This is a genomic window from Ignatzschineria indica, from assembly GCF_003121925.1.
Lineage (GTDB): Bacteria > Pseudomonadota > Gammaproteobacteria > Cardiobacteriales > Wohlfahrtiimonadaceae > Ignatzschineria > Ignatzschineria indica.
In genome coordinates, this window is sequence record NZ_QEWR01000002.1 from 1,218,315 (window position 1) to 1,231,884 (window position 13,570).

8 protein-coding genes, 2 tRNA genes and 1 pseudogene are annotated in these 13,570 nt (G+C 41.8%); 1 reads left to right on the top strand and 10 read right to left on the bottom strand.

The genetic code is table 11. The annotated features are described in order from the left end of the window. Window positions 1–37: 37 nt before the first annotated feature. The 3 genes from mqo to trhP all read right to left on the bottom strand — a co-directional run bounded on the left by mqo (window position 38) and on the right by trhP (window position 3,955). A complete protein-coding gene (gene mqo, locus DC082_RS05455) occupies window positions 38–1,534 on the bottom strand; it encodes a malate dehydrogenase (quinone) (protein WP_109236055.1) in 1,497 nt (498 codons plus the stop codon). A gap of 16 nt (window positions 1,535–1,550) precedes the next feature. Then, window positions 1,551–1,943: a cupin domain-containing protein gene (locus tag DC082_RS05460; RefSeq protein WP_094566674.1), complete on the bottom strand. Its 393-nt coding sequence runs from the start codon at window positions 1,941–1,943 to the stop codon at window positions 1,551–1,553. 563 nt (window positions 1,944–2,506) lie between these two features. Beyond that, window positions 2,507–3,955: a prephenate-dependent tRNA uridine(34) hydroxylase TrhP gene (gene trhP / locus DC082_RS05465; protein WP_109236056.1), complete on the bottom strand. Its 1,449-nt coding sequence runs from the start codon at window positions 3,953–3,955 to the stop codon at window positions 2,507–2,509. A 614-nt stretch (window positions 3,956–4,569) separates the two neighbouring features. On the opposite strand from trhP, the gene clcA reads away from it, so the two are divergent. Further along, window positions 4,570–5,877, top strand: a complete 1,308-nt coding sequence (clcA, locus tag DC082_RS05470) for a H(+)/Cl(-) exchange transporter ClcA (protein WP_109236206.1) — start codon at window positions 4,570–4,572, stop codon at window positions 5,875–5,877. On the opposite strand, the gene DC082_RS11025 is transcribed toward clcA, so the two are convergent. The 7 genes and pseudogenes from DC082_RS11025 to DC082_RS05500 all read right to left on the bottom strand — a co-directional run bounded on the left by DC082_RS11025 (window position 5,874) and on the right by DC082_RS05500 (window position 13,211). Further along, window positions 5,874–6,002 (bottom strand): hypothetical protein, encoded by a 129-nt coding sequence (locus DC082_RS11025; protein WP_268245773.1) that lies wholly within the window; start codon window positions 6,000–6,002, stop codon window positions 5,874–5,876. The genes clcA and DC082_RS11025 overlap by 4 nt on opposite strands. A 158-nt stretch (window positions 6,003–6,160) precedes the next feature. Beyond that, window positions 6,161–6,236: transfer RNA gene (locus tag DC082_RS05475), tRNA-Val, on the bottom strand. A gap of 140 nt (window positions 6,237–6,376) precedes the next feature. Next, window positions 6,377–6,452: transfer RNA gene (locus DC082_RS05480), tRNA-Val, on the bottom strand. Between the two features lie 122 nt (window positions 6,453–6,574). Continuing rightward, window positions 6,575–7,981 (bottom strand): amidase family protein, encoded by a 1,407-nt coding sequence (locus tag DC082_RS05485; protein ID WP_157957411.1) that lies wholly within the window; start codon window positions 7,979–7,981, stop codon window positions 6,575–6,577. 100 nt (window positions 7,982–8,081) lie between these two features. Next, window positions 8,082–9,029 carry a cyclase family protein gene (locus DC082_RS05490; RefSeq protein ID WP_109236058.1) on the bottom strand — a complete coding sequence of 316 codons (948 nt, stop codon included), beginning with the start codon at window positions 9,027–9,029 and terminating at the stop codon, window positions 8,082–8,084. Between the two features lie 523 nt (window positions 9,030–9,552). Then, window positions 9,553–12,684 (bottom strand): annotated as a pseudogene (gene carB, locus DC082_RS05495) (carbamoyl-phosphate synthase large subunit); the annotation flags it as partial. Between the two features lie 11 nt (window positions 12,685–12,695). Next, a complete protein-coding gene (locus DC082_RS05500) occupies window positions 12,696–13,211 on the bottom strand; it encodes a carbamoyl-phosphate synthase domain-containing protein (protein ID WP_109236060.1) in 516 nt (171 codons plus the stop codon). Window positions 13,212–13,570 lie beyond the last annotated feature (359 nt).

Sequence of the window (13,570 nt, forward strand, 5' to 3'; positions counted from 1 at the left end):
ACCTTTATCTCTTATTTTTTGCTCATTAATTGATTGATTAAATAAACTCTAGATTGAGAACTTTAGCGGTTCTTTGACGAGTTTCGCGACAAGCATCTGCATCCACTTTAAGATCGATCCCAAAGGTCGGAATGATCTCTTCAAGTCTCTTCTGCCAACCATCAGCTAACTGCTTGCTAAAGCACTTCTTAAGAACATTGAGCGCAATAAAGGCTGCGGTTGAAGCGCCCGGAGATGCTCCTAAAAGCGCAACTAAACTCTCATCTTCACTACTTACAAGCTCAGTACCAAATTGTAAGATTCCATCTTTTTCTGGTTTATCAGGTTTAATGATCTGAACACGTTGTCCGGCAATGACCTCAACCCAATCATGCGGTTTTGCTAAGGGATAGAATGCCTGAAGCTCACCGAACTGATGGTGATGTGTCTGTAACACTTGGCCAATAAGATACTCCACTAATCCCATATTATCCTTTGCAACATCGAGCATCGGCAGAATGTTACCTGGACGAACAGATTTAAAGAGATCCGCATAGGAGCCATGTTTGAGGAATTTTGTGGAAAAACCAGCATAAGGACCAAATAACAACGATTTTTTCCCACCAATAATGCGCGTATCAAGGTGTGGAACAGACATTGGAGGAGAACCTTTCGCCGCTTTACTATAGACCTTTGCATGATGTTGTTCGACCACATCTGCTACATCGCAACGAAGCCAAATTCCCCCAACAGGAAAGCCACCATAACCTTTCCCTTCTGGAATCTCTGATTTTTGCAATAGTTCTATAGCACGGCCACCGGCACCAATAAAGACAAACTTCGCAGAGATCACGCGCTTTTCATGAGTATCGAGATCTTTAACCGTTACTAACCACTCGCCATTACTATCACGCTTTAGATCTTTAACTTCATGCTTGTAATGCAGTGTAAATCCCGATTGTTGCTCAAGCTCAGAGATAAGAATATGTGTTAATGCGCCATAATCGACATCGGCACCGGTGATCATTCGTGTCATTGCGATCGGCTGATTGCGATCTCTTCCTTCGGTAATGAGAGGAGTCCACTTTGCAATCTGATCAAAATCATCGGAGTATTCCATCCCGTGATAGCAGTGATGTGCAGACATCTCATCGAAACGTTGCTTAAGATATTTGACACTTTCGGCATCTTGTACAAAGCTCATATGAGGACATGAGTGGATAAACTCACCAGGATCTTTAATCTTGCCTTTATTGACAAGATAGCTCCAAAATTGACGCGAAATATCAAATTCGGTATTCACCTCTAACGCTTCGCTGATATCGACAGTCCCATCAGGGCGTTGTGGTGTATAGTTCATCTCACAGTTTGCAGCATGACCAGTCCCCGCGTTGTTCCATGAGTAGGAGCTCTCTTTGGCACAATCATCAAGGCGTTCAAAGAGCGTAATATTGAGCGCAGGATCAAGTTCTTTAAGAAAAGTCCCTAAAGTTGCACTCATAATCCCGGCACCAATTAAGACAATATCTGTCTTCTCACTCACATTTTTCTTCATCAATCGACTCCTTCTCTTATTGATTACTTAATGGTTTAAAAGTTAAATCACTCTTTTCATCATAGACAACATAAGCTCGACGCCATGGCTCATCATCCACTAAACGCCACTTATGACCAGTACCGGTATTATCTTGTGCTAATAGAATATCGCCGGGTTTAATCTGAAATGTCTCTCCTGATGCCATCTCAAACTCTAATGTTCCAGAAAGGGTAATCACAAAGCGTGGGACAGGATCTTTATGCCAATCAAATGATCCACCCGAGGTTGTTTCACGAAATGAGAGTTCATTGACCGCAATGGGAAGACCGATAAAATCACCACGTTCCCCCTCTTTCATCACCAATGTTCCCTCTTCAAAATGGGAATTCCCATCTTCACCTGTCCACATACGTACACAACGGATCATCTGCTATCTCCTTTAAAAAAGACAATTAAAAGCTTAAAAATATAAAACCTTAAATTAAACCTTAAATTACTATCGTTAGAGTTCTCTATTTAAAATCAAAATCAAAATCAAATCGTTTCTAGATTCAAAAATTTAACGAATGATCTTATCTAAGAAATTTTAATCTCTTATCTCTATCTATAACGATATTATATTTCTTTTTTATAACAATTTACAGAAATATAACATTATTTAATATACCTTTATTTGAACATCTTCTGATATAGATCTCTTGTTAGTAATAATCGAAGCCTCTCGATCATCGCTGATACTTTCCGATAATTGCTGATAGCGACTAGAGCTATGCAAAATAGTGATTGACCTGAGATCTAATTGATCAGATATAATTTTCCATCACTTAATACTCACGACACTTAATACTCATGATTCAATTATCATGACACAATAAAAAAACCTCGACCATTTAAAGCCGAGGTTTAGATATTTAATTCTATTATAAAATCTAATCCGATAAGATTTAACTAAATCAAGTCAACTTTAGTTTAACTCTCAAAGCTCTCATCTTAATCAACAGATTCATCACTATTAAGATAGCGTGCAAGCATCGTCATCTCATCGGTTGGACCAATATCTGCCCATACAACATAGGCAGAACCTTTTGCAGAATCGATCACTTCGCCCTTCTCTGTCTTCATTTCACCGAGGATAATATCGCGATTACCATGTTGATGAATCACCTCTAGGCGATCCCCTGTTGAGAATCGATTTTTTGCCTGAAGCTTCGATAATCCGGTTTCAGGATCATATTCAAGCACCTCTGCAACATATTGCTGACGTGAATGGATCGAATTCCCCGTTAAGTAGTTTTGATATGCATGAGGAGCATGACGTTGCAAGAAACCTTCGGTATAGCCACGGTTTGCTAAGCCATCAAGCTTTCCATAGAGCTCTGGATTAAATTCCCTACCCGCTAATGCATCATCAATCGCTTGTCGATAGAGCTGTGTGGTTCGCGCAACGTAGTATGGTGATTTTGTGCGTCCTTCAATTTTTAAGGAGTCCACGCCGATCTCAATCAATTTTTGCACATGTTGAATCGCACGAAGATCACGAGAGTTCATGATATAAGTCCCATGCTCATCTTCACTGATCTCCATCCACTCCCCCTTACGCTGACCATTCTCTTGAATAAGATAAGGTTTTACTGCTTCAGGATGAGGAGTATATGCCTTTCCTGTTGAAAGATCGGTATAAGCTACCTCATTCATCGCGTCTTGAATAAAGGTGACGGGATTAATTCCAATATTAGGATGCTGACTCTCTTCACGATAGATGCGTTGCATATCAGTGCCAACAGGTACCAACTCCCCTTCTGGCGTTTCCGTGGCATCTGTTAAACCATAGTTCCAGCGACAAGCATTGGTACAAGTCCCTTGGTTCGCATCACGATGATTAAAATAACCTGAAAGTAAGCAACGCCCGGAGTAAGCAATACAGAGCGCACCATGAACAAAGACCTCAAGCTCCATATCAGGACACTCCTGACGAATCTCCTCAATCTCAGTTAAAGAGAGCTCTCTTGAGAGAATTACTCGGGTTAACCCCTGTTTTTGCCAAAATTGAACCGTCGCACTATTGACCGCATTCGATTGTACAGAAAGATGGATCTCTTGATCTGGAAAACGTTCACGAACCATCATTATTAAGCCTGGATCAGACATAATGAGCGCATCAGGTTTAAGATCAAGTACAGGCGCCATATCATCGATAAAGGTCTTCAATTTACCGCCATGAGGCATCGTATTGACCGCTAAGAAGAATTTCTTCCCTAATTCATGGGCATAATCGATCCCCATTTTAACGCGTTCGGTATTTCGGAAATCATTATTACGAACACGTAAACTATAACGTGGCAATCCTGCATAGACGGCATCTGCACCATAGGCATATGCATATTGTAAGTTCTTAAATGTTCCTGCCGGAGCAAGAAGCTCTACTGATCGTTTTGTCATTTAAATAGTTCCTTCCAGGGGAAAGCAGACTGTGCTGCAATCAATTTAAAATTTAATGTGTGATAGAACTCTACTCCTATCGCTAAGTGCAGTATTCTACTACACTATCGAAAATTTACTATCGAAATATCGGTGATATTTATCTGCAATAGCCGGCTAGAATAATCCTCACGTTATCAAGTTAGCGCTCAATAATTCCTGAATAATTTCGCTATATTAATAAACTTTCTTATAATTGAATCAACTTTGTAATGCTTTTGTAATAATTTCACAATAATTTCGTAACATAATTTCGTAATATATTTTGTGGTTATCAGTAATCATCATCAGTAAATTATTAATGAGTTATAAGTGAGAGTTATAAGTGAGTTGTGAGCAATCGATTACGCTGAATATAATGACGCTAAGTATTTAATATAAGGCAAGCACATATTAGTAATAGCCTCACAATAGTGATCGAGAATAATCCTCCCTATTGATTACTGGTGATTACTGGTGATTCAATAAATAACTAGCGCTAATAGGAAAAAGCTATCCTATTTCTACAATAAAAAGTAAAAAGGATTCTGAATTTGAACTATCTTAAGAAATTTATCCATAGTGATAAAACCCCAATGCAGATCTTAATTCTTGCTGCGATTGTAGGAATTTTAGTCGGCTTTATGGGCGTCCTCTTTCAACAAGGTGTCGACTATCTCTCACAACTGAGGGAGAGTATTCCTAAACAATACTTTTCCGAGACCTGGCAAGTGGTCGTAACAACTTTTGCCATCTCCTTCACTTTAAGTCTCTTTGCTTACTATATTGTTAAAAAGTTCTCCCCAGAGTCTGGAGGATCAGGGATTCCGGAGATTGAAGGAGCATTACAAGATGTTCGCCCCGTTCGTTGGTGGCGCGTACTGCCGGTCAAATTTTTTGGAGGACTCGGAACTTTAAGCTCCGGCATGGTATTAGGACGAGAAGGACCGACCGTACAACTCGGAGCTAACTTAGCTGCAATGGTGGGAGCGATCTTTAAAGTTAAACTATCAGAGAATCGCCATATTCTTCTTGCCTCTGGAGCTGCTGCCGGCCTCTCTGTTGCCTTTAATGCCCCTTTTGCCGGCGTAATCTTTGTTATTGAAGAGATGCGGGAAGAGTTTAAATATGGATTGATCTCTTTTAAAGCGGTACTTATTGGCGCGATTATGTCGACAGTGGTCTACCGTTTTATCAATGGGAATGCCTCCCTTCTTGATGTTGGTGTCTTTGGTTATGCGCCAATGGAGTCTCTCTGGCTCTTTATTGTCATGGGTTTTATCATTGGTGTCGTAGGGCTCCTCTTCAATCGCTCCCTACTCTTTCTCCAAGATTGTTTCCAAGCATTCTACAAGGGTAAAACTTATCGTTTTATCTTAATGGGGGGAATCATCGGGGGAAGTTGTGGTGTCATTGCCCTCTACCTTCCTGTCGTTGTGGGTGAAGGCTTCAATGTGATCCATGATTGGACAAAAGGATCATTCACCCTACAGATGATTCTAATCTTCTTCGTGATCCGCTTTTTCACCTCCATTATCTCTTTTAGCTCCGGCGCACCCGGCGGTGTCTTCTCGCCACTTTTAGCGTTAGGAACATTATCAGGGGCATTTTTTGGCGATATTGCAGCGGATCTCTTCCCAACATATGGACTTCATGCCGGTATGTTTGCCATTGCAGGAATGGGAGCTCTCTTTGCCGCAACGGTACGTGCACCGCTAACAGGCGCGCTCTTAGTATTAGAGTTAACAAGTAACTTTGCGCTGATTTTACCGATGTTAATCACCTGTTTAGGCGCGACAATAGTTGCACAGCTCTTCGGTGGCCGCCCACTCTACACAACATTACTGAAGAAGACATTGGCTAAAGAGAATAAACAACTCAAACTTCCACTTGATCAAAACTAAGCGGCATGAAAAAGAGGAAACGCTAAAAAATTAAAAAATATAAAAATAAATTCAAGAATTGAAGCGTCAGAAAGCCCTTCCCTTAAAATGGAAGGGCTCTCTTTTAGCGCTTTTTTATCTGACATATTCCCGGAAGTATTCCCTGAAATATGATCTTAGATTTTTTTGATCTTAAATTTTTATCTCGAGATATAAAAATGAGATATGAAAACGAGATATGAAAACGAGATATGAAAACGAGATATGAAAAAACCCTACAACCGAAGTTGTAGGGTTTCCTATTTGGTGGGTGCTGAGGGGATCGAACCCCCGACCCTCGCCTTGTAAGGGCGATGCTCTACCAGCTGAGCTAAGCACCCAATAGAGTAATCATTATATCTTTACTTATTGGCATCTGTCAATACTATTTGATTTTATATTTTATCAATTAATATTAAAGCTGCATGATAAACCTAAATTAAAAGAAGCCCTGTTTCAACACAGGGCTTCTCTTGCTATTTGGTGGGTGCTGAGGGGATCGAACCCCCGACCCTCGCCTTGTAAGGGCGATGCTCTACCAGCTGAGCTAAGCACCCAAATAGAAGCTTATATGCTTACTCAATTTTCATTGAGTGTCCTGATCGACGAAAGTAAGTATACGTGATTTTCCTCTAGTGTCAAAACTTTTTATGCGCAATATTTCATCAGAGACTATTTTCTAAACAGATCTAAATAGATCTACTTTGCTTCTCTCTTGAATCAATCGATCAATCTTTGCTGTTTCATCAAAGAGTAGATCAGGATCTGATCCATTATTAGAGACCATCAATCCTAACGGCAAACCTTCATCACCGAACCCCATCGGTAATGTAATACTATCCCACGCTAAAAAATTACCGACAACCGTCAATCTCATCGCTCGCAAATTCTCACGGAAGAAGGCTTCATCATCGACCTCTAACGGCGCTAATAAGGGAGCTTCCATCGCCACCGTCGGCATTAAGAAGATAGTTGAAGAATATTGTTCACGCATCAACGCTAGAATTTCGCTTCTCTTTGCCTTTAATGTTAAATAATCCACCGCACTCATCGAATTAGCCCTTGCCATGCGGCTCAAAACACGAGGGTGGATCTTCTGCCTGCGTTCATCTTGCAATAATGCTCGATGATAATAGCTCGACTCAGCAGCTGCAAAAGTTCCATAACGATCCATAATATCTGCAACTGCATCTATTGCCGGCACATCAATGCGCTCAATAGTATAGCCCTCTCCCTCTAATTGTAAGAGAAGTTGCTCAAAACAATCGAGGACATCTTGATCGATCTCCCACTTAAATATATTGGTAGGAACGCAGTAACGAAGAGGCACTTCACCATCAGATCTCTCTGCTGAAATCTGCTCTAATAATTGAGGTGGCTGTTGAGCAAAGAGGCAATAGAGATCGTAACAATCTTGTAATGAAGCAGCGATTGGACCAAAAGTATCTAAAGTTGTTGAGAGAGGCATAATTCCAGCAGTATCTCGGTAGAAATCACCACTAGGCTTATAGCCATAGAGTCCTTGAAAAGCTGCCGGAATACGGATTGATCCACTCGTATCTGTCCCCATCCCTACTGAGACCAATCCTTTTTTCACGGCAACTGCCGTTCCACTTGATGAGCCTCCGGGGATCCGACGTTCGCCGGAAATCGCAGCATTTGCAGGTGTTCCTAAGCCAGGATTAATCCCTAAAGCTGAGTAGGCAAATTCAGACAATCCAACCTTTGCTAAATTGATCCCTCCTTGCGCACTATAAAAAGCAACGGCTGCCGCATCTTCCTTAGCTAAAGGGGCATCGAAGTAGGCCAAAGATGACGCAGTCGTTCGAGTTCCGGCAATATCAAAGAGATCTTTCCAGACAAGCGGAACACCATCAAAGAGACCAAGAGGAGTACCTTGTGCCCACCGCTCACTACTTGCGTTTGCTTCTGCTAAAGCACGATCTCGTAAAATCGCAGTAAATGTTCCCCGCTCATAATGATCACTCTCCGCTTCTGCTAAGAGAGACTCTGTATATGCTAAAGGAGTTGTTTCCCCTACACGGTAAGCCTCATGCAATGCACGTACTGTTCGATATCGCTTCATTATTACTCCCCCCTCTCTAGTCAACTTCTGATCGGCCTCTGATCGACTTCTGATCGATCGCAACTCGACCATTTCTCTCTTCTCTACCCACGTTTAACTATTACTCTGCCAATGAATGTTTCAATGGAAAAATTACCGGCTGAATTGGTGCGCCTGTCGCCCCTTTAATCGGCATCGCTCTTCCAATAAAAGCCATCTCATAAACTCGATCACGCGCTAGCTCTTCAAGATTGAGAACTTCTAAAATAGTCACGCCCGCCTCTGCAAAGAGATAGGTATGTACCGGGAAGTAATTATCAGGTTCTGCAGATGGCGTCTGCTCAAGTGCGATATTATCAGCACCTATAATCATCGCACCTAATCCTACCAAAAATTGGGCACCCTCAATATTAAGGCCAGGAGAATTATTTAGATAGAGCTCTCGATCGGGCCAAACTGTCATCTGCCCGGTGCGAATCATCACGATATCACCTTGCTCTATCGTAACGTTCTGTAGCGCTATCGCTTTTTCAAGATCTGCTTGCCCAATACCGTAAGATTCAGGGAGTCGATCAACCCCTAAAGCTCCGGCAACATCTAATAGGATTGCTCTTGCACAGATAATGGGGAAGTTTTCTGGACCACATTTATTCCAGTGACGACTTCCTAAATCCTCTGCTTCTGAATAACCATTCCAGATCTGATCCCCATAACCAAAGTGATTCAAGGTATCCATATGTGTTCCACAATGGGTATACATTGTAAATGCATCTCCTGAATAGCCAATCAGTTGCTTCGACTCCTTGCTCACCGGCATCAAGTCATCATTCACATTCCCCTTGGGTGTATGGGTCATCCAGATCTGGAAAGAGGGATCTCCTGCGCCGGCCCATGAAGGCATACCGATAAAATAATCGACTGAAATATCATACGATTTTATCGGATTGATCGCTTCCATTACCCGCGCCCGGCTCTCATCTGTAATCCAGTTAAGACGCCCTATTTGATCATCAGGCCCCCATGGGCTTGGTTTAATTTTATACTCTCTTGGTAGATGAAATTGACACATATCCGCTCCTTCAATATTTAACTTTCTGACTTCTATTATTTTTCTCAACAACTCTCTCTATATAACCCGCTAAAACTTGCTCTATAAAACTCTATAAAGCTGTTACTTATAGGTGATTAGTCGTTCACTTTTTATAATCTTAATTAATCCGTTTGCTAACAAAACAAATTACAAAACATGTTGCATGCAACTTTCTCTTTTTTAAAAATTAAGTGAAATAATAATGTAAGTCAATCAATAACTCCCTTATTCCCCATTTATAAAATAATATACTAAAAACCACAAATAACGATATAACCGTGCTTTTCCTCTCTTTTTATAAAAAAAGAGATACTAAAAAATCCTCAAAAATAGCCCATTAAAATGCACTATTTTGAGGATTTTATAACCTACTTTATAATCTTTTATTCAATCTTCAATCGATCTTCAGTCGACCTTTTTGTAGTTAGACCTTTAAAGTCTGATGATGCTCTTGAAGAGAGGCTACTTCAAGATGATCTAAATTTGCAACTCCTTCACTCACCGCTTTGGCCCCGGCAATTGTTGTGTAATAAGGGACACGATGATTTAGTGCGCTCCGACGGATCTGATAACTTGCTTCGATTGCCTGAGGGCTTCGCTCAACAGTATTGATCACCAATGCAATTTCACCTGCTTTAATCATCTCAAGAATCGGAAGGTGATCTCCTGCCTCTTTTGCAATCGATGCTACCGAGAATCCCGCTTGATGAAGAAAATTGGCCGTTCCCTCTGTTGCCACTAGAGAGTAACCTTGATCGATAAAATTCTTGGCGACTCTCTTCAATAACGCCTTATCACGATCTTGTACCGATAAGAAGATCTTCCCCTTTTTAACAAGTCGTTCACCCGCACCTAATTGCGCTTTTAAATAGGCACTTGAGATACTCTCTCCTATCCCCATCACCTCACCAGTTGAGCGCATCTCTGGTCCTAAAATAACATCCACTTCTGCAAATTTATTAAAAGGAAATACCGCCTCTTTAACCGAATAGTAGGAAGGCACTATCGCTGCGGTGACACCCTGCTCTTTAAGGGAGATTCCCGCCATTGCTCGTGCTGCAATCTTCGCCAATGGAAGAGATGTCGCTTTACTCACAAATGGAACCGTTCTTGAAGCTCGAGGATTGACCTCTAGCAGATATACCTCCCCATCTTGAACGGCAAATTGAACATTCATCAATCCCACAACATTGAGCGCTTTAGCTAATGCTTTTGTCTGCTGCTCTATCTCTTTTTGTATATTAAGATTAAGAGAGTGAGGTGGCAAAATGGAGGCTGAATCACCAGAATGAACACCCGCCTCTTCAATATGCTCCATCATTCCACCGATGATAACCTCCACACCATCAGAGACAGCATCAACATCAATTTCAATAGCGTGATCTAAGAAATGATCTAATAAGATCGGCGTCTCTTCAGACACCTCAATCGCTTCCACCATATATTGTGTTAACTCTTCACTAGAGTGAACAATCTGCATCGCCCGGCCGCCTAAAACATAAGATGGACGGACGACTAATGGATAACCGATCTCCTCAGCTAACAGTAGTGCTTCATCATTATGGTGAGCGATACGATTTTCGGGTTGCTTTAAGCCGAGTTGATCCACAATTTTTTGAAAATGTTCCCGATCTTCCGCTAAATCGATACTTGCAGCCGATGTTCCAATAATCGGGACACCATTAGCAGTTAAGGCTTTTGCCAATTTAAGCGGTGTCTGCCCGCCATATTGCACAATCACCCCTTCAGGTTTCTCAATACGGATGATCTCCAAAAGATCTTCTAATGTGAGCGGTTCAAAATAGAGTCGGTCAGAGATATCAAAATCGGTCGATACAGTCTCTGGATTACAATTGACCATAATCGTTTCAAAACCTGACTCTCGAAGCGCAAGAGAAGCATGTACACAGCAGTAATCAAATTCAATCCCTTGCCCAATTCGATTGGGACCTCCCCCTAAGATCATAATTTTACGGCGATCACTCACACGGGCTTCGCAATATGCTTCATAAGTTGAGTAGAGGTAAGCCACATCCGTCTGATAACGCCCGGCACAACTATCAACACGTTTATAGACAGGATGAAGTTGATACTCATCTCTCAATGCGCGAATATGGGACTCTTTCATATCTAATAATGTTGCAATACGATGATCAGAGAATCCTTTACGCTTCAATTGTAGTAGACGCTCAAAATTGAGATCTTGCAACTCTTCTCTCTCGAGTTGCTGCTCTTCGACAATCAGATCCTCAATTTGTGCCAAAAACCACGGATCGATTTTGCAATAGTGATGAACTTTCTCCAAGCTCATTCCTAAACGAAAAGCATCGGCAACATAGAGTAATCTTTCCGGTCCCGGCATCGCTAATTCAGCAATCACGCTTGCTTCTGATCTTGTTCGCGGATTAAGCCCTGACAAACCAACCTCTAAACCTCGAAGCGCCTTCTGTAACGACTCTTGAAAGGTTCGTCCCATCGCCATAACTTCGCCAACCGACTTCATCTGTGTGGTGAGCCGATCATTCGCTTTAGGAAATTTCTCAAATGCAAAACGGGGTACTTTTGTCACAACATAATCGATCACCGGTTCTACCGTAGCACTGAGGGCTTCCCCCACAATCTCATTATTGAGCTCATCGAGTGTATAACCTACGGACAATTTAGCGGTCATCTTCGCAATTGGATATCCGGTTGCTTTTGAAGCTAGAGCAGAAGAGCGAGAAACTCGCGGATTCATCTCGATCACCACCAACTCACCATTTTCAGGATTGACAGCAAATTGAACATTAGAGCCACCCGTATCAACCCCAATCTCTCGAATAATGGCAAAAGTAGCATCTCGAATCGCCTGATATTCCGTATCTGTTAAGGTCTGTGCCGGAGCAATCGTAATCGAATCACCGGTATGAACCCCCATAGGATCAAAATTCTCAATCGAACAGATGATCATTACATGATCCTTTTTATCCCGCACAACCTCCATCTCAATCTCTTTCCAACCGAGGACTGATTGCTCAACTAATAACTCGTGTGTCGGAGAGGCTTCAAATCCTCGCTCACAAATGGTGATAAACTCCGCTTCATTATGCGCAATACCACCCCCGGTTCCCCCCATAGTAAAAGAGGGGCGAATCAATGTGGGGTAACCTACTCTCTTTTGCGCCTCAAATGCCGCCTCCATGGAGTGAACAACAAATGCTTGCGGACATTTTAAACCGATCTTCTCCATCGCCTCTTTAAAGCGACCTCGATCCTCCGCCTTATCGATCGCATCTTCTGTGGCCCCAATCAGCTCTACACCATATTTTGCTAATATCCCATGACGACTAAGATCTAACGCACAATTGAGTGCCGTCTGCCCTCCCATCGTTGGTAAAATAGCATCGGGACGCTCTTTTTCGATAATCTTAGCAATGGTTTGCCACTCAATCGGCTCAATATAGGTCGCATCTGCAAGCTCCGGATCGGTCATAATTGTTGCCGGATTAGAGTTGACGAGGATGACACGAATCCCCTCCTCCTTAATCGCTTTACATGCTTGCGCCCCTGAGTAATCAAACTCACAAGCTTGGCCGATAACAATAGGGCCGGCACCAATAATAAGAATCGATTTTAAATCTTGACGTTTTGGCATGATGCTCCCCCTTATGCTTCTACTAGATGGTTAATTAAATTAAGAGAATGGGGTAAATGCGTCGACTCCCTCTCGGCAAAATATTGCACTGCCTTCTGTTGCAACTCTCGATCACTGTAATCGCCGGTGATAATACAACTAGATAGAGTGCCGGCATTTAAGGCTCGTTGACTCAACTCCCGAGTATCGATCTCAGAGATAGCAATAATATTTCGTCGCCGCAAAAGAGCAGAAAAGGATTCCCGACTTCGAAAATGGGAGGGGATAAGTGAATGGGCTCGCATCACAACAGCAGAGGGCGCTATCGATGCGAAGCGATTATCCTGATCATTGATTCCGGTATTTCCGATATGGGAGGTAGTGAAGGTCACGATTTTTCCGGCATAAGCAGGATCTATTAAAGCTTCCTGATACCCTGTTGCGCTGCGATAAAAAACCAATTCACCAACCACTTCACCTTCAGCGCCAACACTCTCTCCTCTAAAAATTGAGCCATCTGTTAATACCAATGCCGCAGGATTTATCATTTCTCTTCTTTCTCCATCTCTATATTGTGTTGTGTTTTAATTAAACTCTGATTGAACTCTGATTGAACTTTGACTCAGCGGTGATTGAGCTGTGCTTTCATTTCACGCTTTATCATTTCACTTTTTTAAGGCAAAAAAAAACACGTCCCTCTCAAAGATGAGAGTTTTACGTGCTTTTAGACAATCAATGCTTCATGCCTTAGAAGCATTTCATCATAACGAGATCCCTTTTCTTATACAATATTTTTTCACCGCTATTGCGGTAACCTCTTTTTTTTACAGAAAATTTTTTTAAGTCTTACGTTAAACAACAGATCAAATAATGGGAGAAAAACCAAAATAATCGATAAAACAAGAGA

Bases quoted from the DNA above. Each gene is read 5' to 3' on its own strand.
- mqo (WP_109236055.1), bottom strand. From the start codon at position 1,534: ATGAAGAAAAATGTGAGTGAGAAGACAGATATTGTCTTAATTGGTGCC.
- DC082_RS05460 (WP_094566674.1), bottom strand. From the start codon at position 1,943: ATGATCCGTTGTGTACGTATGTGGACAGGTGAAGATGGGAATTCCCAT.
- trhP (WP_109236056.1), bottom strand. From the start codon at position 3,955: ATGACAAAACGATCAGTAGAGCTTCTTGCTCCGGCAGGAACATTTAAG.
- clcA (WP_109236206.1), top strand. From the start codon at position 4,570: ATGCAGATCTTAATTCTTGCTGCGATTGTAGGAATTTTAGTCGGCTTT.
- DC082_RS11025 (WP_268245773.1), bottom strand. From the start codon at position 6,002: ATGTCAGATAAAAAAGCGCTAAAAGAGAGCCCTTCCATTTTAAGGGAA.
- DC082_RS05485 (WP_157957411.1), bottom strand. From the start codon at position 7,981: ATGAAGCGATATCGAACAGTACGTGCATTGCATGAGGCTTACCGTGTA.
- DC082_RS05490 (WP_109236058.1), bottom strand. From the start codon at position 9,029: ATGTGTCAATTTCATCTACCAAGAGAGTATAAAATTAAACCAAGCCCA.
- DC082_RS05500 (WP_109236060.1), bottom strand. From the start codon at position 13,211: ATGATAAATCCTGCGGCATTGGTATTAACAGATGGCTCAATTTTTAGA.